General features: G+C 56.2%; 21 protein-coding genes. 17 read left to right on the top strand and 4 right to left on the bottom strand.

Going from position 1 to position 22,513, the window contains the following annotated elements:
• Nucleotides 1-774 precede the first annotated feature (774 nt).
• From E6B08_RS30460 to E6B08_RS30370, 17 genes are all read left to right on the top strand, one after another.
• A complete protein-coding gene (locus E6B08_RS30460) occupies nt 775-1,524 on the top strand; it encodes a DotI/IcmL family type IV secretion protein (protein WP_009682434.1) in 750 nt (249 codons plus the stop codon).
• A 10-nt stretch (nt 1,525-1,534) separates the two neighbouring features.
• Nucleotides 1,535-2,683: a DotH/IcmK family type IV secretion protein gene (locus E6B08_RS30455; RefSeq protein ID WP_009682435.1), complete on the top strand. Its 1,149-nt coding sequence runs from the start codon at nt 1,535-1,537 to the stop codon at nt 2,681-2,683.
• Nucleotides 2,684-2,691: 8 nt separating this feature from the next.
• Nucleotides 2,692-4,047 (top strand): conjugal transfer protein TraO, encoded by a 1,356-nt coding sequence (gene traO / locus E6B08_RS30450; protein WP_023662978.1) that lies wholly within the window; start codon nt 2,692-2,694, stop codon nt 4,045-4,047.
• 21 nt (nt 4,048-4,068) lie between these two features.
• The gene (locus tag E6B08_RS30445; RefSeq protein ID WP_009682437.1) at nt 4,069-4,794 is read left to right on the top strand and encodes a hypothetical protein; all 726 of its coding nucleotides are present in this window, start codon (nt 4,069-4,071) and stop codon (nt 4,792-4,794) included.
• A 10-nt stretch (nt 4,795-4,804) separates the two neighbouring features.
• Nucleotides 4,805-5,338, top strand: a complete 534-nt coding sequence (traQ, locus tag E6B08_RS30440; protein ID WP_009682438.1) for a conjugal transfer protein TraQ — start codon at nt 4,805-4,807, stop codon at nt 5,336-5,338.
• Nucleotides 5,339-5,357: 19 nt separating this feature from the next.
• Nucleotides 5,358-5,804, top strand: a complete 447-nt coding sequence (locus E6B08_RS30435; RefSeq protein ID WP_009682439.1) for a DUF6750 family protein — start codon at nt 5,358-5,360, stop codon at nt 5,802-5,804.
• 45 nt (nt 5,805-5,849) lie between these two features.
• A complete protein-coding gene (locus E6B08_RS30430; protein ID WP_033690307.1) occupies nt 5,850-6,569 on the top strand; it encodes an HNH endonuclease in 720 nt (239 codons plus the stop codon).
• Nucleotides 6,570-6,578: 9 nt separating this feature from the next.
• Entirely contained in the window at nt 6,579-9,662 is a 3,084-nt protein-coding gene (locus E6B08_RS30425; RefSeq protein ID WP_047338284.1) for a conjugal transfer protein TraU, read from the top strand.
• Nucleotides 9,659-10,903 carry a conjugal transfer protein TraW gene (gene traW / locus E6B08_RS30420; RefSeq protein ID WP_023662981.1) on the top strand — a complete coding sequence of 415 codons (1,245 nt, stop codon included), beginning with the start codon at nt 9,659-9,661 and terminating at the stop codon, nt 10,901-10,903. The genes E6B08_RS30425 and traW overlap by 4 nt, the downstream gene beginning before the upstream one ends.
• Nucleotides 10,903-11,496 carry a hypothetical protein gene (locus tag E6B08_RS30415; RefSeq protein ID WP_009682444.1) on the top strand — a complete coding sequence of 198 codons (594 nt, stop codon included), beginning with the start codon at nt 10,903-10,905 and terminating at the stop codon, nt 11,494-11,496. The genes traW and E6B08_RS30415 overlap by 1 nt, the downstream gene beginning before the upstream one ends.
• Nucleotides 11,493-13,748, top strand: a complete 2,256-nt coding sequence (locus E6B08_RS30410) for a DotA/TraY family protein (RefSeq protein WP_136917517.1) — start codon at nt 11,493-11,495, stop codon at nt 13,746-13,748. Before E6B08_RS30415 ends, E6B08_RS30410 begins: the two co-directional genes overlap by 4 nt.
• A 42-nt stretch (nt 13,749-13,790) precedes the next feature.
• Entirely contained in the window at nt 13,791-14,297 is a 507-nt protein-coding gene (locus E6B08_RS30405; RefSeq protein WP_009682447.1) for a hypothetical protein, read from the top strand.
• Nucleotides 14,298-14,325: 28 nt separating this feature from the next.
• The gene (locus tag E6B08_RS30400) at nt 14,326-15,090 is read left to right on the top strand and encodes a hypothetical protein (protein WP_031325694.1); all 765 of its coding nucleotides are present in this window, start codon (nt 14,326-14,328) and stop codon (nt 15,088-15,090) included.
• A 25-nt stretch (nt 15,091-15,115) separates the two neighbouring features.
• Nucleotides 15,116-16,027, top strand: coding sequence for a hypothetical protein (locus E6B08_RS30390; protein ID WP_172828426.1), 912 nt, complete (start codon nt 15,116-15,118; stop codon nt 16,025-16,027).
• Nucleotides 16,028-16,630: 603 nt separating this feature from the next.
• The gene (locus E6B08_RS30380) at nt 16,631-18,118 is read left to right on the top strand and encodes a SulP family inorganic anion transporter (RefSeq protein ID WP_024947942.1); all 1,488 of its coding nucleotides are present in this window, start codon (nt 16,631-16,633) and stop codon (nt 18,116-18,118) included.
• Nucleotides 18,119-18,129: 11 nt separating this feature from the next.
• Nucleotides 18,130-18,981, top strand: coding sequence for a universal stress protein (locus E6B08_RS30375; protein ID WP_024947943.1), 852 nt, complete (start codon nt 18,130-18,132; stop codon nt 18,979-18,981).
• Nucleotides 18,982-19,072: 91 nt separating this feature from the next.
• The gene (locus E6B08_RS30370; RefSeq protein WP_024947944.1) at nt 19,073-19,606 is read left to right on the top strand and encodes an NUDIX hydrolase; all 534 of its coding nucleotides are present in this window, start codon (nt 19,073-19,075) and stop codon (nt 19,604-19,606) included.
• A gap of 33 nt (nt 19,607-19,639) precedes the next feature.
• Here the strand turns inward: E6B08_RS30370 and tnpC are convergent, their stop codons facing one another.
• The 4 genes from tnpC to E6B08_RS30350 form a co-directional block, all read right to left on the bottom strand.
• Nucleotides 19,640-21,175, bottom strand: a complete 1,536-nt coding sequence (tnpC, locus tag E6B08_RS30365) for an IS66 family transposase (RefSeq protein ID WP_009684098.1) — start codon at nt 21,173-21,175, stop codon at nt 19,640-19,642.
• A 61-nt stretch (nt 21,176-21,236) separates the two neighbouring features.
• A complete protein-coding gene (gene tnpB / locus E6B08_RS30360) occupies nt 21,237-21,572 on the bottom strand; it encodes an IS66 family insertion sequence element accessory protein TnpB (RefSeq protein WP_136917516.1) in 336 nt (111 codons plus the stop codon).
• Nucleotides 21,569-21,901, bottom strand: a complete 333-nt coding sequence (gene tnpA, locus E6B08_RS30355) for an IS66-like element accessory protein TnpA (RefSeq protein ID WP_009684096.1) — start codon at nt 21,899-21,901, stop codon at nt 21,569-21,571. The genes tnpB and tnpA overlap by 4 nt, the downstream gene beginning before the upstream one ends.
• A gap of 362 nt (nt 21,902-22,263) precedes the next feature.
• Nucleotides 22,264-22,503, bottom strand: coding sequence for a hypothetical protein (locus tag E6B08_RS30350; RefSeq protein WP_009682451.1), 240 nt, complete (start codon nt 22,501-22,503; stop codon nt 22,264-22,266).
• Nucleotides 22,504-22,513 lie beyond the last annotated feature (10 nt).

Below are 22,513 nucleotides of genomic sequence, written 5' to 3'. Positions count from 1 at the left end.
CCTCACGTCATCGATCTGCCAGGACCAGATGTGTGGGCTCTTTTTTTTTGCCCGGCAACGGTGGCCGGATCCCTCTTTTAATCGCTCGACCTTTCGATAAAACCTTCCTAAAAAGTGGCATTCGTTGAGCAAGTTTTGGCGAAGGCTAGAGGCTCAGTTTCGCCCCGTCAACCCGCTGAAACCCGCGTATTTACTGGGTTCCCTCCAAATTTCAGAACCGTTTTTCTAATTAGAATGGGCTGCGTTGTCTAAGCGGGTAGCCGCATTGATCCCGAACCCCCTCCCCACGACTGCCCTTGTATGTCGGGGGATCCGAACGCTTCGTACGTCGGTGAAATACGAAATTTCGCATCGGCGATATACGACGTAACTGTCGGTGATGTACGAACCGAAAAATCGGCGATATACGAGCCACAGCAAGTGAAAAAAAACAGCATCGGCGATATACGACTGGCATCGGTGATGTACGAATGCAGGCCACTGCCCCAGGGCGGGTTTTGATCACCCGAAATTTGACCTGCAAGCCCCTGTTTTGGGGGGGTTGAAGGCCAAATCCTGCGCACATTTCATCGGTGAAATACGACCCATACCAGAAAATATCGGTGAAGTACGAGTCGTAATGAAATCACAATGCCATTACTGGCAATTTCGTATTGTAGGTATGCCGTAAAACTAGAAAGCATACGGCCCCCGTTATTACGGGTCAGGCAAAAAGTTTTTTTGTGTTGACCGATTCCGCATCATGGTTAGAATACGGAAAACGGAGGGCCAGACATGACCAACATCAGGGACGCAGCAGCGCCGCATCTCGAACATCCTGGATCGAGGGAGGATCTCGGACGTGCAGCATACGAACAAGAGCTGATAGAAATCGCTGAAAAACTGCATCAAAACCAGGATGCAGTCGATCCAGTTGCACGTGATCTGGAAGATCGCAAGCAGTTGGCCAGCCATACGTCCAGCATCGTCAAATCAAACCTGGTCCTGTCTTGGGGACTTGCAATTTCGATAGGCCTGAACTGTGTGTTCGGCTGGTTTGTGATGCACCCCCACTACGTGTACTTCGCAGCCGACGGCCTCCGGATCGTCAGGCTGGTTCCTCTTGAAGAGCCGTACATCACCGACGCCGAGGCGATTCAATTCGCACGGGATGCGCTGAACCGCTCGATGACGATCAACTTCACCGACTACAGGCAACAGCTTGAAGACGTACGTGGCGATTGGACCAAGCGCGGGTTTGCACAGTATTTGGAGCAGCTGCAGTCAGCAGGCTACCTGGACCTCGTTAAATCCAAGCGCATGAACATGACGGTTACCACTGAAACCGGCGTGCTAGTGAAATCCGAGATTGTTGACGGTGTTTTCGTCCGCCATATCGAAGTTCCGATCGAGATCAAGCTGGTCGGCCAAACCACCGACCTTCAACCCAAGCGATTCATCGCCAAAGTGCCTGTCGCACGTATTCCCACACTGGATTCCATCGTGGGCGTAGGGCTGGACGGCATTGTCACCACGCCCCGGTAAGGAGGAACCCATGATGATGAAATCAGTCTTCGTCGCGTCAGTCTTGACGCTAGCGATCGGCACGGCTAAGGCAGAGCAACAAGGCAATGGTGCGCAAGCCCAACCTCAAGGCCAACCCACGCAAGGCCAACAGCAGCCCATTCAAGCGCCGAACGGGGGGCAATGGGTCCGGGTTGAAGGTCCTAGCAGGCAGTCGGGCTTTCCCGCCGCGCCAGGTGCTCCACAGCCTGGCGTGAATCCTCAGATGCAGAATGCTTTCCCACAGACCAACTACGGGCCAGCAAATTACGCCGTGGCAGGGCAACCCGCTGGAGATCCTCAACAGCAAAACGGTACAGCTCCACTGCCTCCCCTGAACCCGCCTGAAAATGATCATTTCGACGAGGCGATGGAGGTCGCTCAGCCATTCACCCCTGAGCAAATCAAGCAAATGCGTCAGGCGTTGGAGAACACGCGAAAGGCGAAGGCCTGGCAGCCAGTACGGGGAATCCCCCGTATTTCCAGCGTATCGGTTGATTTGAGCCCTGGCGCGTCGATGCCTGTGTTGCGCGTGGTTCCCGGTGAGCTGTCCAACCTCATCGTGCTGGACTCAACGGGAGCTCCGTGGCCGCTGGCCGCTACGCCTCGTGTTTCCAACCCCGATCTCTATAGCGCGGAATGGCTGCAGGGTACCCATACAGTAGTGGTGTCGACTCCATCGGCTTACGAGACCGGCAGCCTAGCTCTGTACTTGGAAGGGGCTACAACACCGGTGATCGTCAAAATCGTCAGTGGCGAACCCGATGGGAAGAAGGACCGAGCCCGTGTGTATGACGCTCGGCTTGATCTGCGTGTTCCAGGCCGTGGCCCGCTGGCCAAGGCGGCTGTGATGGGCCCGGGGAAGATTGCCCTCTACGACGACCTCCTGCAGGCCTTTCTGGATGGGATTCCACCAAAAGACGCCAAACAGGTGAAGGCGCAAGGCGCAGTGCCTTCGCATACCCAGATCTGGCAATACGACGGAAATCTCTACGTCCGTACTCGCCAGGATTTTCAAACTGCATTCGATAACACCCTCGCTGCCGGCGACGGTACTCGTGTGTACCGCTTACCCGTGACTCCCTTCATCACCCTCTCCCAGATGGGTCAAAAAGTCACCCTCCAACTCGACATTTACTGAGGTAGCGCATGAGCACTCAAGCTGACATTGGAAGGCAGACCAAGGTAACCATCCTCGCGGCAGTAATTGCTGTCGCAGCCCTCGGCTATGCCGGTTACACCTGGCTCAATAGCCGCCATCAAACCAGCTCCAACCTCGGGGTAATCAACGGTGATGGCAAGGGGGGCACCACTGAAGAGAGTGAGGCCTATCGCCGGGTCTTGGAGAAATACAACCACAACAACGCCAAGCAGGCAGAGTCCAACGGGCAGTCCTACATGTCCGTCATGTCAACCGCCCAAGCGAACCCTGCGGGAACTGCGGATAAGGCAGGTTCGGGCCAGCAGCAGCCTCAGGTCAACTATTACTACCAAGCCGCGGCACAGCCCCAACAGCCCGTCGAGCGCAACAAAGAAATGGACAAGCTTGTCGCGAATCAGGTGGGTGCCTTCATGACCGGCTGGACGGTGAAAACCCATGGGACCGGCACCACGACCCAGGAACAGGCGTACTCGCAGTCTATCAAACCCGCGTCCCTGACTAGCGCAGGAGGTGCTGCTGGTACCGCGAGCACTGCGCAATCTACGAACTCGCGTGCTGGCAAGGCACAGGACCAGGTTGTCGTGGACGGTTTCTTCCTCACGCCTGCGCTGCTTAAAACCGAGCTCGACACTGACGAAAACTCGATGGTTACAGCTGAGATCCCGGGTGGCCGACTCGCAGGCGCCAGGGTGTTCGCGATGGGCTACAAGCGCCTCAACGAAACCATTGATATGACCTTTACCTACATGGAGTGGAAGGGCCGTAGCTACAAGATCACAGCCAAAGCGGTTGATCCTGAAAGCATGCGTACGGCGCTGTCGGGTGATGTGAACAACCGCTATTTCAGCCGAATCATTCTCCCTGCCCTGGCTCTGGCGATCGGCAAAACTGGTCAGCTGTACGAGCGCTCCGCCTCGGAGAACATCATCACGAGCGAAGGCGCCGTGATTCAGACATATCCAACGACGCCTAGTGGTCAAGCCGTCGCGGGCACCTTTGCCGGCGGTATCGGCCAACAGGCCGGGCAGGTGCTGGCCAATGACGCCGCCAACATGCCGCAGAAACAAGTGATCCGTCCAATCAACTCCACGATCGGTGTTCAATTCGTTGGACCAGTGCTGGCCAGTGACCAGTTAGAAAAGGACGCGCTGATGGCGAACCAGAAAGCCGAGCTGAATACCCTCGGCCAACCAGGTGGCCAGCCTCAGCAGCAGTATCGCCTCTCACCAAATGCCGCAGGTGCTACTAACTCGAACGGGTTCGGTGGGTACCAGGGTGTCTCGCCAGGATATGGCCAGCAGTACATGGGCCAGCCAACCATCGTCGATCCCACTCGCTACTGAGTTAGGGCAGAGGACTTTCACATGACTACACAAGCAGCGGAAGAGTTGGACATTTTCAAAACTGGCGCTCAGTCGGGTAAACCGGTTGAGGCGCCGAAAGCCGAAGAGCCGTCAAAGAAAACATCTCCAGCTAACGCGATCCAGGGCGACCGCAAGAAGCGCATCTTCAATTTCGTCAACCGGATTGAGGGCTGGCATTTCTTGGTACTGGCAGTAGTGCTGGCAGTCCTCTTCGTGATGGTGCCCAAGCTGTTTCCGAAACATCAAACCAGCGCGCAACAGCAGCCCACTCCAGTGCAACAAGCCGCTGTGAACAACGTTTTGACGGCCCCTGAACCGGAGCCTCAAGAGGCAGTGGTACCGGCAGCGAGTCCGGAACAGTCCGCTCTATCTGCCGAACAACTGAAAGGCCTCAATGAGCAAGTGGGGAGCCTGAGCGGTGTAGTGGTCGGTCTGCAAAAAACCATCAGCGAATTAGAAGCAAAGGTCGCTCTTCTCGAATCGGACAAAGCTGATGCGGGCAAGAAAGTTGTCCATTCCCCCGCTGTACGCCGTCAAGCTCAGGTGAGCCAACCATCGGCAATGGCTGGCTACACCCTGAATACCGTTTACTCAGACCAAGCCTGGATTCAGCACGGAGAAAAAACTTTCGTAGTCCAGGTAGGCGATCTCGTAGACGGCGTGAAGATCACGGGGATTGACCCTGTGGCACGTCGAGTCACCACTTCTCGTGGCGTGATCCGCTAAGGAACCGAATATGGATCTGGCAAGCATGATCATCTCGGCGGCCAACTCATTGGTCGCCGTTCTGTGGGGGTTGCTCTGGTCCTTGAGCGCTCTCGCCGGGATGGTTTACGCCGGGACCGTGCTGCGTCGGATGCAGCTTGCCACCATTGAACCTGGCCACCGTCCAATCACGCTCGGCAGCACATTCGCAGTGCTCGTGATTGGCGCTGCTCTGTTCAACATGTCCGGGATGATCAGCACAACTTGGACGAGCTTTGGTAGCGGCTCTACCACCTACGGGGCCATTTCCTACAGCGGAGCCGATAGCTTTGGCAGGTTTAAGGATGCTGTAAACGCGGTGCTGACCCTTGCTTCATTTGCAGGCGGTTGCTTCTTCTTCAAAGGGCTGCTGCTGATGAAGAAAGCAGCACTAGAGGGAGAAAGCTCACAGGGGGGCGACGACGCCATTTGGCGCGGCCTAACCCACATGATTTTCGGCGCTGCGTTGACACATGTCGACAAGGTGATCGAGGCCTTCCAGGCCACCTTCCAACTCTACTGGTAACAAAACAAGGAGCGTCATCATGAAATTTAACCCTATCGAGTTTGCAGTTGATGCTGTGCGTCGTGGCCATATCCGCCTGTTGACCAAAGCTGAGGAATACAAAGCCAACCCCATGCAGCGCGGCCTCATGCTCATGACTGCCGGCCTCACCATGTCAACGTTGCTGGTCACCAAAACCGCTTATGCCGACGGTCTCGCCGGTATGGCTGAGAAGGGCAGTGAACAGGGCGACTCCATCAAAGAGAGCCTTGGTCCAATTTTCCTGGCGCTTGGGTTCGCCGGCGCTGCTTTCGGTGGCATGAACATGTGGAAGAAAACCAACGACGAGAACTCGCGAATTACTGGCAAGCAGATCTGGGGCCCGATGCTCGCCGGGGCAGCGCTGGGCGGCACTGGTTTCATGATGACCACTGCCGGCGAGACAGTGGGTATCAGCGGTAGCGAGTTCGGCAAAGTTCCTAACTGATCAAGACCACTTGGCAGCCTGAAACATGGCTGCCTTGGAGACTGCATGAGCGACGTGAAACAGGATCAGACAGTACCGGTATCGGGGCTTGGCCAAAACTTCGAGAAACCCGTTCTTCCGCTGATGGCCATGGCCACGAAAGCGCGGGTTTGGGGGGATGCCACTCCAAATGCGATCGAGCCCAACCCGGAGCAACTGACGGCCGAAATGCGGGCGACCATTACCCGTCAGGCGCAGGGGCAGTGCTATTTCTGCGGTGTACGCGCTCGTGCCGGTCATGTTCACAACATTAACCATAACCATCAGGATCTGCGGCCGGAAAATCTCCGGCTTGTAGATCCGCTGTGTCATGGGTGGCAGCACCTGGGTGAAATCGACGACGGCCAAGCCTTCATCGCCTACCTCCCGGGCTTGTCTCCCCAGGATGCGAATCATCTGCAGCGAGCCACCATGATCGCCTTGGAAACCGGGGACGAACAAACGAAGGCGGACGCGAAGAAAATCCTCAACTGGATGGCTTCCCATCGGGAATACACCGAAAAGGCCTGGGGCACTCACTCGCCCAAAATTTTCGCTGAGGCGATGACTCGCCTCGGCAAGGTTGACGCCGATGTTAACTCCCTCGTTTTCCAAGGGTTGAGCGTCATTTTCAATCCCGCTCAGTTCAGCCAGGTCGTTAAGGGTTGGGCACAGGATGCGTATGGCGCAGCTCCCACTTCTACGTGGGCCCAAGTACATCACGATGTGATGAACGCGCCGAGCTAAGGAGGCAGCATGGGACTTCTCGATAAGTGCGTAGACGCACTGGAAGGTACCTTGGAGTACCTCGCAAAACACTTCATTCACAAGGACATGACCAGTTACTGCGAACTGGCCACTGCTGTGGGGCTGACCGATGCTGATATCGAGAAATCCCCGGATCTGAAGGATCCCTACACCTTGGTCAACAGTGACTACTCGCTGCTGACAGTATTCGATCTGCAGGGCACGTACCAGATGCTTTCTGAAGCTGAGTTTTCAGAGATGCTGGAGTCCCTGCGCATCCGCATGACCGGATATATGCGTGAAAAGGGCCATAGCCTGACGTTCAGCTTCGAGCGTGATCCTGAGCGTGCTACCGATGAGCTTATGCGCCTCGCCGAACCCTTGTTGAATACCGCCCGACGAATCGGCCTCAAAAGCGAGGACATCATTCTTGATCGAGTGAAGCGAAACGCTCCGCATTGCGCCTGGGAGCAAAACCTGCTGGTCGTCTACACGCACCTCACGTCCTTGAGCAAGGAAGAACAGGATCGCGAACTCGGCGAACTGGCTAAAAGTGCCTCGAAGCACAAGCTTCCGCGGCTCACCTATGGGCAAAATCCCGCATTTGCCCTGGCTGCTCTCAAGTACCGTCATGACACGATGATTGATCGGCTCATGGACGACTTCATCTCGTGTGGGGTTGAGGGCAAGAAAGGGATCATGATGAAGCCATTGAGCGCCCACGAGGCGATCAAGCGCATCAGGATCATGTTGAATCGGGAAGGCACTTCACAGAAGTTCCGGCCCCAAATCGTCGGCGACCGTTTCATGCTTCGCGGCTCGACCGACGCCAAAGACTATTCGGAACTCGTACCCCCGCGCCTCTGCTATCAAGTCTGCAGCAACGACGTTGAGCCAGTTGGTAACTACGTCAAGACTGACAGCCTGTGGCATGGATCGCTTGCGATGGAGCTTGGCCCGCAAGACGTCGTTCACTTCTCAAAACTTTTTGACGCCGTTGGTAAAAAGGATCCGTGGCGCATTCGTTTCGATATCTCGCCGGGCGGGCTTTCAATGATGCGTGCGCGCAAATTGATGGTCGGTTTTGTCGGCGTGTTGCCAGACAACAGGGCGATCCGCGATTCTTTCAAAGACTTAGAGGCAATTTCGAAAGATCAGGCCGTCATGTCGATGAAGGTCATGGCCTCTTGCTGGAGCAATACCAAGACAGATCTCGAAACCAGGCTTTCCCGCCTGGAGAAGGCAATCCAGTCTTGGGGCACCTGCCAAGTACAGAAAACACATGGCGACCCCATGGCCGCTCTCGCATCCTCGATCCCAGGCTTCACGACAAAAAACACCGCTAACCGTCTTCTGCCACCGTTGAAAGAGGCCATGAAAATGTTGCCTTTGCAGCGGCCTGCGACCCCGTGGCCAGATAACGGTTCGTGGATCACTCGGACTCCGGATGGAAAGATTTATCCGATTGGGCTAGGCAGCTCGATCCAAGACACCTGGATCGAACTTGTCTCAGGCATCCCAGGCTCGGGTAAGTCGGTCGCTGCGAACTGCATGCACAACGCAACGTTGCATCGTCCAGGTGCGACCCAGCTCCCTCTGCTAACGATTGCGGATGTTGGCCCATCCTCCTCAGGTCTGATTCAAATGATCCAGGATTCGCTTCCAGATCATCGGAAGTCCGAAGCGGCGTACATCAGGCTGCAGAACAATCGCGACTTCGCATCGAATCCTTTTGATCCTCAGCTTGGGGCGCGTCAACCCACTCGCCGAGAACGCGAATATTGCGTCGACTTCTTGAATTTGCTCTGTGCCAGCGTCGCCAGTGATGGTCAAGGCGGGGCTAAAGCCCGCACGCCTTCCGACTGTGCCGCGGTCAACGAAATGCTGATGACCCTTGTGTATGACGACAAAGCGGGTCGAGGCGCCAATCTGTATGAACCTGATGTAGTGCCTGCGGTGGACAAGGTGCTAGCCGAGTCGGGGATCAGCGCTGAGCATGATGAGAAATGGTGGAGTGCTGCAACCTGGTACGAAGTGACTGACATGCTGTTCGCTGCCGGTTATGTGCGTGAAGCAACCTACGCTCACCGCCAAGCGGCCCCTGTACTGCCCGACTTCACTGCGATGCTGAACAACGAAGGCGTGCGTCAGACATTCGGAGATATCAAGATGGCCAGCGGCGGCGAGTCACTCCTGAAGTACATGGGGCGTTGCTTCACCTTAGCATCGACGACGTACGCGGTCTTTTCCGGCCGTACACGATTTGAAGTTGACTCGACGACACGAGTCATTTCGGTGGACCTCAACGACGTAATTGGATCGAAAACACCAGAGGGCTCGATCAGAACCTCCTGCATGTACATGTTTGCCCGCCACCTAGGGGCTAAGAACTATTTCCTGCGCGAGGAAGACATCCGCCTTGTATCTCCGCCGCTGTACCTCGACTACCACCTGAAGCGTGCCGAAGATGTGGCTTCGCAGCAGAAGACCATAGCCTATGACGAATGGCACAACACCGAAGGCATGGATACCCCAGTGGAAACGCTGAAGAAGGACGGTCGTGAAGGCCGGAAGTGGGGTATCCGAATCATGGTGATTTCACAGTATCTGCGAGACTTTCCCCAGGCCCTGCTCAACGCGGCCACATCGGTCTATGTGTTGCGCGGCGGAAATGTGGATGACGAAAACGTGCTGCGCGAAACCTTCAAGGTTTCTCACGAAACGATCCAGCAGCTGCACCTGCAGTGCATAGGTCCTGGGCGCAATGGCGCAAATATGCTGGCCCTATTCAAGACGAACCAAGGCACGATCACCCAAATTTTGACCAATACAACTGGTCCGCTTGAACTCTGGGCAATGTCTACCACCCAGCAGGATATGGCGCTACGAAAAGAGTTGTACAACCGGATCGGTCCTATGGCTGCTCGCCAGGTCCTCGCCAAGCGGTTCCCTATGGGTTCTGCCAAGACTCACATTGAGGCACTCGAGTACGCGTCTACCTCCAACGCCAAGGTGAGCGTCGTGAAGAAATTGGCAGAGGATCTGGTAACCGAGTACTACGCCGAACAAAGCCACCGGGGAGAACACGCATGAAGACCATATTCCGCATTACTCCTCTGGCCGTAGCTCTCCTGATCGGCTCCGCAGCTTCAACTCCCGCTTACGCACTTTGCGACGGCTGCGTTGTAGGCGCGATCGGAACCTCAACTGTCACGTTGACCGGGGCGATCGCCGCTACAACAGCCTCAGTGAGCGCCATGAACCTGTCGGTTAGCCAGCTGCTTTACCAGGTGGGTACCGCGACTACCCAAGGCGCAAGCAAGGTTGCCAATACCATTGAAACTGCTGCTCGGGTTCAACGGGAGTTTGACGCGAATCAGGAGCGTAGCCGTCGCTACGAGAATGCCCGCCAGAACTACTACGTGCCCAACTCGATCTGCAGCGAATCCGGTTCGGGCGGTTTCAATGAAGTCAGGGCGGGGGTTGCCGCAGTAAAAGCCTCTATCCGCACAGGTGGAGGGGGGAAAGCTGCCAGCACCAAAATCAACCAGGCTCTTACTGCTCCAGCCCAGCCGCCCTCGATCGATGCCATGCGCTCGGCAAGCATTCATGCTGACTACTGCGATACCGATGATTACGCTGCATATGGTGGAGCAACAGCTTGCCCAGCCGTTTCGACTACCATGCCCGGGGCCGACAAACGCCTCGACTCGTTGACTATCGGCGCCGGCAAGGATGGCAAGGACCAGGACCTCACCTTTACTCAGGCGCAAACCGACGCAGCCAGGATGTACACGCAGAACTCCGCGCGGCGTTCAGTGGCTCCCCAGCTCAAGAAGGGGCAGGCCGAATCTGACGCTGGTGTCCAGTACATCGGCCTGATGAACCAGTACAACTCGATCATCTCCGCTGCGACGGATCCTCAAGATCAAATGATCGCCGCAAGCCAACCACTGGACTCAACTAAAGATCTGCTTAAAGAAGCACGGTCCTCAAAATCGGCTGAGTCTTACTACCAAAAGATTGCCTCGGCAGAAGCTAAGCGCACGGGAACCATGTCGGCCCGCGAATTCGAGTATTTCGAGGTGGGGCGTCGCTACGCAAACACAGAGTACCAAGCTGATCTGCAGAACATGACAGGCGATAACCTGGTGCGTGAGCAGATCCGCGTCCAAACGCAGACCAACTGGTTGCTACTCGAACTGCGCAACGATGTGACCCGCGGGAACATCATCAACGGTCTGAACCTGGCCAGCTCTGCACGGCAGGAATTCGAGCCTGTCTTGGGTGAAAAATACCGGGCTGTTAACGGTCGTATGGGGGGGGCCAACTGATGAGTGAAGAAAAGCTGCAGTCTTCCAAGGTCCGTCGGGGGCTGTCCATCGGGCTCCACCTAGTGATTCCGTTCTGGGCCATGCGTCAGACTTATCGACTGGCCAAAAACGAAGTCTCCAGGTCCAAGGAGCATTTAGAGGTCATTCGGCAATTGTCGGCCGAAGCAAAGGAAACACTGCGCGACCGCCGTGAAAAGGCAGATAGTGAGCAGCTGTCATTCAGCGAGGCGATGAAAAATCGCAAGCCTGGAGCCATGTCCATTCCTGAGCTCTATCGCTACTTTCTGTCCCGCAAGCGCGCCTGCCAGCTGGCAGCCTTGGTCTTGGGACTCTTCGCAGTGCTCGGCATTTTGCTTGGAGTCCATTTCGACTCGTCGAAAGGGGTGGTCCAGGGCTTGCTCTCGATCGCCACGGCAATGCCTCTACTCTTCGCAATGGCTCTGAGCGCCCAGCTGCGGCTATGGCAGCTCAAGACGCAGCGCCTTTCAAAGGAGGAAAAAGGTGGCTTGAAGGACTTCATTCGGGAGAACCGGAACTGGTTCCGGCAGCTGCTCGATCCTGAATACGGCCACGGGAAAGGAGGCCGGCCATGAGAATTCAGCACAAAGCATTTGCCGTGATTGCTGCCATGCTCTGCAGCACCTTGGCTTGGGCTGACAGCACCACACTGGGCGAAATCTCGGAAGCGGCCAAGCGCAGCGGCGATAAATCGCGTGAAGCGCTTGTCTCCATCTATGGCCAGGTCGTGAACAACCCGTTGGCCTCGGCCGGCGGAAGTGGCGACACCATCCTCGCGAATATCTTCCAGGTGTTTAACAGCGCATTGCTTGTCGTGGGTGCGATGTGGGCCTGCTATATCGTATTCCGCAAGCTGACGCGCACTGCCCACGATGGATCGATCTTCGACCGTCAGCAGTCCTCGTCGTGGGGACCTGTGCGACTTGTGTGGGGTGTCGTGTCGCTGGTCCCTACTGCCAACGGTTGGTCGCTCTCGCAGCTGTTGATGCTGTGGTCGGCGTCAGTAATGGGGGTTGGTGTGGCCAACCTCGGCGTCGATGCTGCGATCTCCAGTTTTGAAGATGGCCAATCGATGGTCGTGCAGCCAGTAATGCCCTCAACTGCCGCTCTGGCGCACAGTGTGTATGAAGCCAACCTTTGCTTGCACGGTATCAATGCCGGCATCGCTCAAGCCCAAGCGAGCGGTGGCCTGGTCATTCCGGGCGGCTACATTCAACAGACCGCTACTAACAAAGGGTTCATCCTCAAAAACAACAGCTTTGTCTGTGGTGGAGCGGACATCAGTGGCGACCTCACAGCACAGCCGGCCTCCACGAACATTATCAGCGGCACGATCGATGTAGCCGATATCAGGCAGGCGCACCTGGATGCGCTGAAGGCTATGCAGGCGTCCCTGAGCCAGTCGGCCCAGTCGTTTGTGAATGCCTCTGTCCAACGAGCCAGTGGGTCTAAAACGGCTCTGCCCGACAGCGAGTACGCCATCCAGATCGCAGCGCAGACCTATGAAAACTCGGTGAACAAGGTCGCCGGTACTAAGCAAGGGGACATCAAGCGACTTGCTCAGGAACTCAGCTCAAACATCAGCAAATCGGGATGGTGGGTATTGGGTGCCTGGTATCAGACTTTCGCTCAAGCGAACACCAAACTTTCTGACGCCATGGCCGCAAAAGCAACTGTGTTCGGTATGTCGACCAGCGGAGATCCCTCAGTCGTATCCGTATACGACGAAGCCTACGCGGCCTATAAGGCCCAGCAGGAAACAACCTCCTACACCCCTACGGCAGGCACCAGTGCTACCGGCGACTACTCCAAAGGCGTCGTAGGCGCGGATGCGGGCAACATCATCGGGAGTATGTTCGCTGCGCCTGGCCAGCGAATCGTGAACTACCTGATCGACGTGAATGCCGGCGGCGAAGGGCTGGGTCAGCTCAACCCCCTGATCAAGATGAAGAACCTGGGCGACTACACGATGGTTGCGGCAGAAACGGCCATGGGCGCCTATGTGACCGCGAAGGCCATCGAGAAGGTCAAGGATGGCTGGAGTGTTGCCGGCGTATTCGCCAAGGTGGCAAACGCCGTGACATCGGTTGGAGATGCTTTGAGCGGCGTGCTTGAAGGTGTATCACCATTCATCATTGGCCTCGTCCTGGCGATGTTCATTCTGGGCGGTACGCTCTCGACATATCTCCCCATGGTTCCATTCATCATCTGGTTTGGGGCCGCGGTCAACTGGCTGGTAGTGGTTGGCGAAGCAATCATTGCGGCGCCACTGTGGGCCTTTACGCATCTGGGTAGCGAAGGGGAGGGCATGGGCCACAAAACCTCCCATGGCTATATTTTCCTGCTGAACGTGATGATCCGCCCTGCACTGATGGTCGTCGGGTTCTTCTTGGGCGGGGCCGCGCTGATCGCAGGAGGCACGTTGCTCAACCAGTGCTTCGGGATTGCCCTGGCCAATGCTCAGTTCGACTCTGTGACGGGATTGTTCTCGATCATCTTCTACTTGGCGATCTACTGCAGCATGTGTTTGACCTTGGTCCACAGCTGCTTCAACCTGATCCTGATCGTTCCCGACCAGGTCATTAACTGGGTCGGTGGTCACGCCGCTGCATCGGTGGGCCGTGAGGACAATGAGCGGATGCGCAACGCGATGAACATCTTCGGTAGCCGCCTCGAGCACTTGGCGCCCAGAGGGGGAGCTGGGGCGACAACAGACGCACCAAGGGAGGAGATGGGATCAAGGGATGATCAAATCGGGGGCCTTCGGGCCCCTTATCAATTGAGGATTGACCTGTCAATGGGTCATGGTAGAATGAACCTAACCTAATTCCGTATTGTGTATCTCATACGGACTTTTGAGGGGGTCGATATGAACATTATCTGGTGGGTCCTTCGTCCTTTTTATTGGCTCGGTCTGTTGCCAGTGATTGCCGTATTCCTGATCGCCTGTGCCCACTTTTCCAGGGACACAGAGGTATCGCTGGGGATCATGGCCATCGCGCTGGTCTATTTCGGGCTCGGTTACCTGCTGTTCTCGGTGGCTCCACGTTATTTCAAATCGCGCCTCGATCGCATGGTCGAGAAGGCCAAGATGACGGGCTTCAACCCGAGCCATGAAGTCGTCTCGGTGATGTTCAACCGCTACGTCGGCTTTGATGCCGCAGCAAAGAAGGCCTTGTACGTAGACGTCAACTTGAACAGCGCGACCTTGATTGACTTTGATCAGGTGTCCAGCTGGGAGCTGGTACCCGATAAAAGCCCGCTCTTGCTGTTTAAGTTAGTCACTCGTGTTCCGAACCTGCATGAAATCGGGGTACGCATCAAGGCGAACCAGTTCGGGGCCTGGAAGTCGGATATGCACACTTTGTTCGGCTGACCAAAAAATTCAACGGAATTGATGCTTTATGAACCTAAAAATGACTGCTGCAGCATGTGTTGTGATGGGGCTCCTGACTGGATGCAATGACAAGGAAGCACCTGCACCAGTATCCACACCCAAGCAGAGCCAGAACGCACAGACGCCTCCCGCGGCACCGGAAAAGCCTGCACAAGTGATCGACACTTCTGTTCCGCTGAACCAGTACCAGGACTTGGCGAGTAACAACGGCAAGCCACTCACGTTCCTGGTGCTTGCTAAGGCGCCTGGGGCCACGACGGAGGACAAGATGGGCTACCTCTCCGCCGACTACCTGGCCACCAGCGACGCCTTCAAGCGCAAGGACATCGAGTCAGCCCAGTGGCCGGCATTCGAGGCCTCGCTGAAATCCTATGCTGCCAATGATTACTACTCGCTGCCGATCTCCGGGTTTGGGGTATCAAGCGTGTTGAGCATGCAGAACGTTTCTGTCGGTCCATACGATTTCAATACGCATTCGTTCCCCCTCACCAGCTACGGGCAGTACTGCTGGGCGAATCCTGTTCGCAACGCTCAAGGAATGAACCTGCAGGTTAAGCCATCGGCGTTCCCATGCAGCCTGCAAGTCAATGACTCTGCCCAGGCTCGGATCATCGAAGAAGCCCGGGCAAAAGGCAGCCTTGACCTTCGAGGCACCTTGTACCTGTACATCCCGGAAGCTGATGGCAACACCGCAGTCGGTCAGATCGTGCGCGGCTCGATCGACCTGGTCGACCAACAAACTAATCAGGTTATGGCGAACTTCACCATGTGACGATCCAAAGCAAAGGAGGTGGCCTATGAAGCATTTAGTGACTCGCGAACCGTGGTGGGCTCAACCGCCCAAACCTGGGCAAAGTGACAAAGACTGCACATGGGGCTACCTCGAACGCTACGACGATGGATCGTTTTCGTTCGACCAGGCCAATCGCCCAAGCGATGAAGAAATTCAAAACCGAAAGGGATGCCGGGTGCCGCCGCACTCTACGTCGCCCTCGACCGGGATTTTACAAGGGAAGGAGACTTCGATGAGTGCGAGCTCGATTCAAGAATGGCAAGGCGTCCTGCAGGACATTGCTGAACAAAAACGGCATCGCCTGACGGGTAGCGAATACAAAGAGGTCATCGCCGCGATCGAGGCGCAGCCCAAGGACATTGAAAGCCAGCACATAGCGCGTCAGTTGGTGGCCAAGCTGGCTCAGCACCAAGGGCACGAATCCGAAGCTCCCTTTCGCGATCAAGGCCTGAATCGGGTGTTCAACGTTGAAAAGTTGCCCGCAGCGCCTGCAGAGGGCGACGAACGTCTGCGGGAACGCGTCATCGCCGGTACCACTATTTTCAAGTCACGTGAATTCGATCATACGTCCGAGCCTTCAAAGCTCAACGAACGCGGGGAGCCTGGCCGGCTTGTCCACGGAAAACGCCTCGACGTCTTCCACAATACCGAAGGCCCGGGCGACAAGTTCGAAGTGTTCCAGGTACGAACCTCCACGCACATTCCTTACAGCACTGGAATCCCAGGCAAACCAGTGGATGGTGAGCGCAAGCCTCATGGGGTGTTCCATAGCTTTGAGGAGGCTGGGAAGAGCATCGACAAGACAGTGGGGGTGATGAGGCATTCTGAGCTGATCAGACAGCGGCAGGCCGAGCATGGCATTCACTGGAAGGAAGCCCCTCCAGCGCCGAAGCCCAGGGCTCCACGGCCAGCATAACCATCCAGAGAGGGCTACGGCCCTCTCGTTCATTTGGAGCAAGCATGTGATTCTACAATTCAAGTTTTTCAACACCGAACAACAAGAAACCGCTCTCTTTCAAACCGAAATAGATCTGAGCGGATTGGTTGCTGTTGCAGAGTCAAAACGCGAAATGATTCGGGAAAAAGGGAAGTCTTTTGTAACCGTCTGGCCAACTCACCCCTCAGCACACAGACCAGCTCGGACAAGAACGGGTGGAAAACAAAGCCTTGCCCGCAGGTATACCCATTGAATAAGCCTGTATCTGACGTAGGTCATGCAGAGCCTGCCAGCGGGTCGCAATCGACGATGGCTTCATTGTATACTTCGGCTCCGCATACCCCTTGAGCTACAGGAACATCAGCATGACTGTACTCCAAACGATCTACTGGCAGCCTACGCCGCCTTAGCGCTACGCCCCCTCGCAACAACCTGCTTCCGCTAGCCTCGCTCGCGGGTGCTCACTGCTGTACGCCTGGTTTTACACCTTAAGCACACAGCAAAAAATCCTCAAAATTTGAATTTGTATCGATTCGCTCGCCACTCCCTTGGCGTGCGCGATGCTTTGCCTTGGATATTTATATGCTGCAAAAACTTAGACAAACGTGGTTTTCCAACGTCCGTGCCGACGTGCTCGCGGGGCTGGTGGTCGCACTCGCGCTGATCCCGGAAGCCATCGCCTTTTCCATCATCGCCGGGGTAGATCCCAAAGTCGGTCTCTACGCCTCCTTCTGTATCTGTGCTGTCATCGCCTTTGTCGGCGGGCGCCCCGGAATGATCTCGGCGGCGACAGGCGCCATGGCACTGCTGATGGTTACGCTGGTAAAAGAGCATGGACTCCAGTACCTGCTGGCCGCGACTCTACTATGTGGCGTACTTCAAATCCTTGCCGGCTACCTGAAGCTTGGCTCGTTGATGCGCTTTGTTTCACGTTCGGTAGTCACCGGCTTCGTAAACGCATTGGCGATTCTGATTTTTATGGCGCAATTGCCTGAGCTGACCAATGTCACCTGGCATGTCTATGCCATGACCGCTGCGGGCCTGGGAATCATCTACCTGTTCCCGTATGTACCGAAAATCGGCAAGCTGATTCCCTCTCCGTTGGTGTGCATTCTGACGCTGACTGCCATCGCCATTTACCTCGGTTTGGATATCCGCACCGTCGGTGACATGGGCCAACTGCCGGACACGCTGCCGATTTTTCTGTGGCCTGAAGTGCCGCTGAACTTTGAAACCCTGCGGATCATCTTTCCTTACTCCGCAGCGCTGGCAGTTGTAGGCCTACTGGAGTCGATGATGACCGCGACCATCGTCGACGACCTGACGGATACCACCAGCAACAAAAACCGCGAGTGCAAAGGCCAGGGTGTGGCCAACATCGCTGCCGGCATGCTTGGCGGTATGGCAGGTTGCGCCATGATCGGCCAGTCGATCATCAACGTGAAATCTGGCGGCCGCACCCGTCTCTCGACATTGTGTGCCGGCGTTTTCCTGCTGCTGATGGTGGTATTTCTTGGCGAATGGCTCTCCAAAATCCCTATGGCCGCACTCGTGGCTGTAATGATCATGGTGTCCATCGGCACCTTTAGCTGGGATTCCTTGCGTAATCTGAAAGAGCATCCGCTGTCGACCAACCTCGTCATGGTGGCGACCGTCGTGGTCGTCGTGGCCACTCACAATCTGGCTTACGGCGTACTGGTAGGTGTGCTGCTGGCCTCCCTGTTCTTCGCAAACAAGGTCGGGCACTACCTGGATATCAAGAGCACTCTTGAAGAGACGAAATCGCATCGGACTTACCGCGTCGTGGGCCAGGTGTTCTTTAGCTCTGCGGACAAGTTCACTGAGGTTTTTGACTTCAAGGAGGCGCTCAACAAGGTCACCATCGATGTCACACAGGCGCATTTCTGGGATATCACCGCCGTCGCAGCGCTGGATAAGGTCGTAATCAAGTTCCGACGCGAAGGAGCTGAGGTTGAAGTGCTCGGTCTCAATGAAGCCAGCGCAACAATCGTTGACCGCTTCGGCGTGCATGACAAGCCCGGCGCCATCGACAAGCTCATGAGCCACTAAGGAGAACGACAATGACCCACGTAATGGCATGCATTGATAACTCACAATCCTCATTGGCGGTCTGCGATTACGCAGCATGGGCCTCGCAACGACTCAGCGCTCCCCTGACCTTGCTTCATGTGCTGGATAAGGAGAAGTATCCTGCATCCGCTGATCTTAGCGGCAATATCGGTCTCGGTAGCAGAGAACATCTACTGGAAGAGTTGGCCACGCTGGATGCGCAGCGGGCAAAACTGGCCTTGGAGCATGGGCAGCACATGCTTGAAAAAGCTCGCGAGCGAACAGTCCACTCTGGCGCCATGTCACCCGATATGAAGCAGCGCCATGGCCATCTCGTCGAGAGCCTGAGCGATCTCCAAGACGATATTCGGTTACTGGTGATTGGAAGAGTCGGTGAGGACAGCACGCGCAGTGCCCAAAGTCTTGGCAGCCAGATTGAAGCGGTAGTCCGAACTATCCACCGCCCCATCCTGATTACAACCAGCCATTTCAGGAAACCTGAAACGGTCATGGTGGCATTTGACGGCAGTGCTACATGCCACAAGACCGTACAGATGCTTGCTTCAAGCCCGCTGTGTGAAGGCCTGCCAATTCATATCGTCATGGTTGGAGCGGATTCTGAAGACAACCAGAACGCGCTGGAGAAGGCACGAACCACGCTTGCCTCTTCCGGCTCGCTGGTGCATACCGAGATCCGCCCAGGCGAAGTAGAGTCCACACTGCATGCGTATCAGGCAGAGCACGGCATTGACCTCTTGGTCATGGGGGCGTACGGGCACTCACGCATCAGGCAGTTTCTGATAGGTAGCACGACCACGACGATGCTGCGAACATCCACTTTACCCGTATTGCTGCTTCGCTGAGCCAGTTCCACTGGCCACAGTATTTCCAGAACTGCGGAAATGCCGTGGCCACCCTGGACGATGACTAACTGATCTTGCCGTAACGAGCCCCATGCAACTCATAACTGAAATTGTTCACCCCGAGCTGAAATCCAAGCAGGGCAGAGTATTCCGTCGACATGCAGCACGCGGCATCGTGATGCGGGGTGAGCAGATCCTGTTGCTGTTCACCGAGCGCTATAACGACTTCAGCTTTCCTGGAGGCGGCCTTGATGTTGACGAGGACATTGTCACAGGCCTGAAGCGTGAGCTGGAGGAAGAGACTGGTGCCCGTGAAATACAGGTGCTCCAGCACTACGGTTACATCGAGGAGTACCGGTCCTACTGGAAGCCACAGTACGATCTGATGCACATGACCTCGCATTTTTATCAATGCGAAGTAGCGCCCCAGCTAGAGCCCGTGAGAATGGAAAGCCACGAAATCGCTAATGGTATGCGGCCTGTCTGGATCAACCTGCATGAAGCAATCACGCACAATGAAGCCGTTATGCAGCGGCACGAGTCTTCGATGGGGCAATCAATTCTGCGCGAAACCTACATGCTGAGAAAAGTCGCTTCCGAATTGTTGATGCCAATCAGCCTTTGAGCTGACTATTTGGCGAAGTCCACTTAGCCTGCCTCAGGCAAGCATCCAATGCTGCGGGAGTAATTGCGTGATTTCGCTCGCCCGCTGTGTCGGAAGCCGCATCAGTACATCCTTGAGATAGGCATACGGATCGTGCCCATTCATACGCGCCGACTGGATCAGGCTCATGATTGCCGCCGCCCTTTTTCCACTGCGCAGCGACCCGGCAAATAACCAGTTCGAGCGCCCAAGCGCCCACGGCCGGATCAAATTCTCGATCTGGTTATTGTCGATGGGCACAGCACCATCTTCCAGGTAGCGCGTCAGCGCTACCCAGCGTTTAAGGCTGTAATCCAGGGCCTTGGCCGTGGCCGAACCCTCGGGCACAAGTTCGCGTTGGGCCAACATCCACTCATGCAGTTTTTCAGCGATGGGCACCGCTGTTTCCTGACGTAATCGCCAGCGGGCTTCGTCGCTCATTTCCTTGGCGTGTCGCTCGACTTCATACAACCCGCCAATCGAGTGAAGCGCCTGCTCCGCCAACTGGCTTTTATTGGCTGCATGCAGGTCGAAGAATTTGCGGCGTGCATGGGCCATGCAGCCGATTTCGGTGATGCCCAGCTCGAAGCTGGCCTTGTAGCCGGCGAAGTCATCGCAGACCAGCTTACCGTTCCACGTGCCCAGGAAGTTACGCGCATGTTCGCCGGCACGGCTGGGGCTGAAGTCGTAGACCACGGCCTTTAGGGCCGAGAAAGGCGTGGTGCTATAGGCCCACACGTAAGCGCGGTGGGTTTTCTTTTCGCCTGGTGCGAGCATCTGAACCGGGGTCTCATCGGCGTGGATCACGCCCTGGGCCAACACATGCTCACGCAGCGCATCGACCAGAGGCTGGAGCTGCACACCGGTCTGTCCGATCCATTGCGCCAGTGTCGAACGGGCGATGGGCAGTCCGGCCCGACCAAAAATCTTCTCCTGCCGGTACAGCGGTAAATGGTCGGCGAACTTCGCCACCATCACGTGGGCCAACAGGCCTGCGGTCGGGATGCCCTTGTCGATCACTTGGGCCGGTACAGGCGCCTGGATCAGTGTTTCACACTGACGACACGTCCATTTTCCACGCACATGCCGCTCAACTGTGAACACGCCCGGAGTGTAATCGAGCTTCTCGCTGACGTCTTCGCCGATTCGCTGAAGCTGGCAGCCGCACACGCACTGAGTATTCTCTGGTTCGTGACGGATCACGGTTCGCGGAAACTGCGGCGGCAGTGGTGCACGCTTGGGCTTATGACGTGGCTCGGCCGGTGCGGCCGGCGGATTGGCTGCCTTCAGCTCGGCTTCGATAGCTGCGATATCGGTATCGAGCAGATCATCAAGCAGACTGCCTTGGTCGGGGCTCAGTTGCTCGCTGCGCTTGGCGAACTTGTGTCGCTTGAGGATGGCGATTTCATGAGCCAGTTGCTCGTTGACCGTTTCGAGGCGTTGGATTTTCTGGCTCATGGAGTCGACCTGGGACAGCAACTGCATAGCCTGTTCGGCCAAGCCGCGCAGCTGTTCCGGTGTCATCTGGTCGAGATTGGGCGAGGAAGTCATGCCGCTGATTGTGTCAGAGTAGGTCGTCAACAGCGATAAACCGATGGGCTAATGGCAGGGGCTAAAGCACTGTGATCGCGCTGCCTGCGCCGACCCGCTGCCACGGCAAACCCAGTACCAAGGCTTGAAGTTGCTCGTTATCGAGTTCGACTTCCGATCCGTGACGGATGCCGGGCCAATGAAACTTGCCTTGGTTCAATCGTCGCGCTGCCAGCCAAATGCCCACACCGTCATGCACCAAGACTTTCATTCGGTTGGCACGGCGATTAGCGAAGAGGTATGCGCAGTGCGGCTTCGCCACACCGAACACCGCGATCACCCTGGCCAGCGCGGTCTCGGTACCGGCGCGCATGTCCATAGGCTCGGTGGCAAGCCAGATGGCATCGACCCGAATCATTCCAACAGGTCTCGCAGAAAGGTGGCACAGGCGACAGCGCTTTCGGTCGGCCAGTTCACTTTGACGGTGCCACGCGGGTGCTGGATTTCAATGCAGATACTTGATGAAGCTGCCTGCGAATGTCCTCCGGCTAGCGGCAAGGGCACTGGAATGAAAGCAGGTTGCAGCGCCATGGTTTTGTTCGTGAGTACCCTAATCCATTTATGTACGAGGTTCGCGTTAAGGCTGTGCTTCTGCGCGACGCTGGCAATCGATGCGCCGGGCTGGGCGCACTCTTGGACAACTTGGGCCTTGAAGGATTTTGAATAGGAACGGCGTTGTGACTGCATGGAAAGACCCGCTTAAAAGGCTAGAAATGGTGTCCACTTAAATTAGGTGGACACCATCGCCTTTGGCGTCGGGGTCAGGAAGGTGAGTTGGCCGGACGGTTACAGTCTTTTGCGCAGAGTGCAGTTCCGTTCTGGGCCAGCGAACTGGTCAAAGCAATGGAAGAAAATGATGAGCAGGCCATGGGGCGTCACGCCATTCAAGCCGCTATGGCCGCGTGGTTGGCTGACTCGGTATTCGACGGAGCTACAAAGGCTGATTACGAGTCGAGTTACTTGGAGTTTAACGTTCATCCGACGGGGATGGTCGTACTGAATAGACACCCAATGGCGAGGTACAAGGCGCCCAAAGGGGCGCCTTCCCCTTAAAGGATGATGAAAGGGCAGGCCACGCTGTGGCAGATGGCTTTGCCCTTTGCTTGCACCGGTTCTGCTCGGTCGATGTCAATGAGACCTTGACCCAGCGGGACTGTACAGACCACTCCGTCGACCATGATCAACGCGCTTGATTGGCAAGCCTGGTCAGAGCGGGCCTGAAGCAGATGTGCATAGGCATTCTTGATGTTCTGAACGCCCTGCAATAAAACGCAACGATGAGTATTCATGATTTTCTCC

It is taken from the genome of Pseudomonas putida, assembly GCF_005080685.1.
Lineage (GTDB): Bacteria > Pseudomonadota > Gammaproteobacteria > Pseudomonadales > Pseudomonadaceae > Aquipseudomonas > Aquipseudomonas putida_V.
Note: the sequence above shows the minus strand (reverse complement) of the source record. Positions and strands in the feature narration are given on the sequence as shown.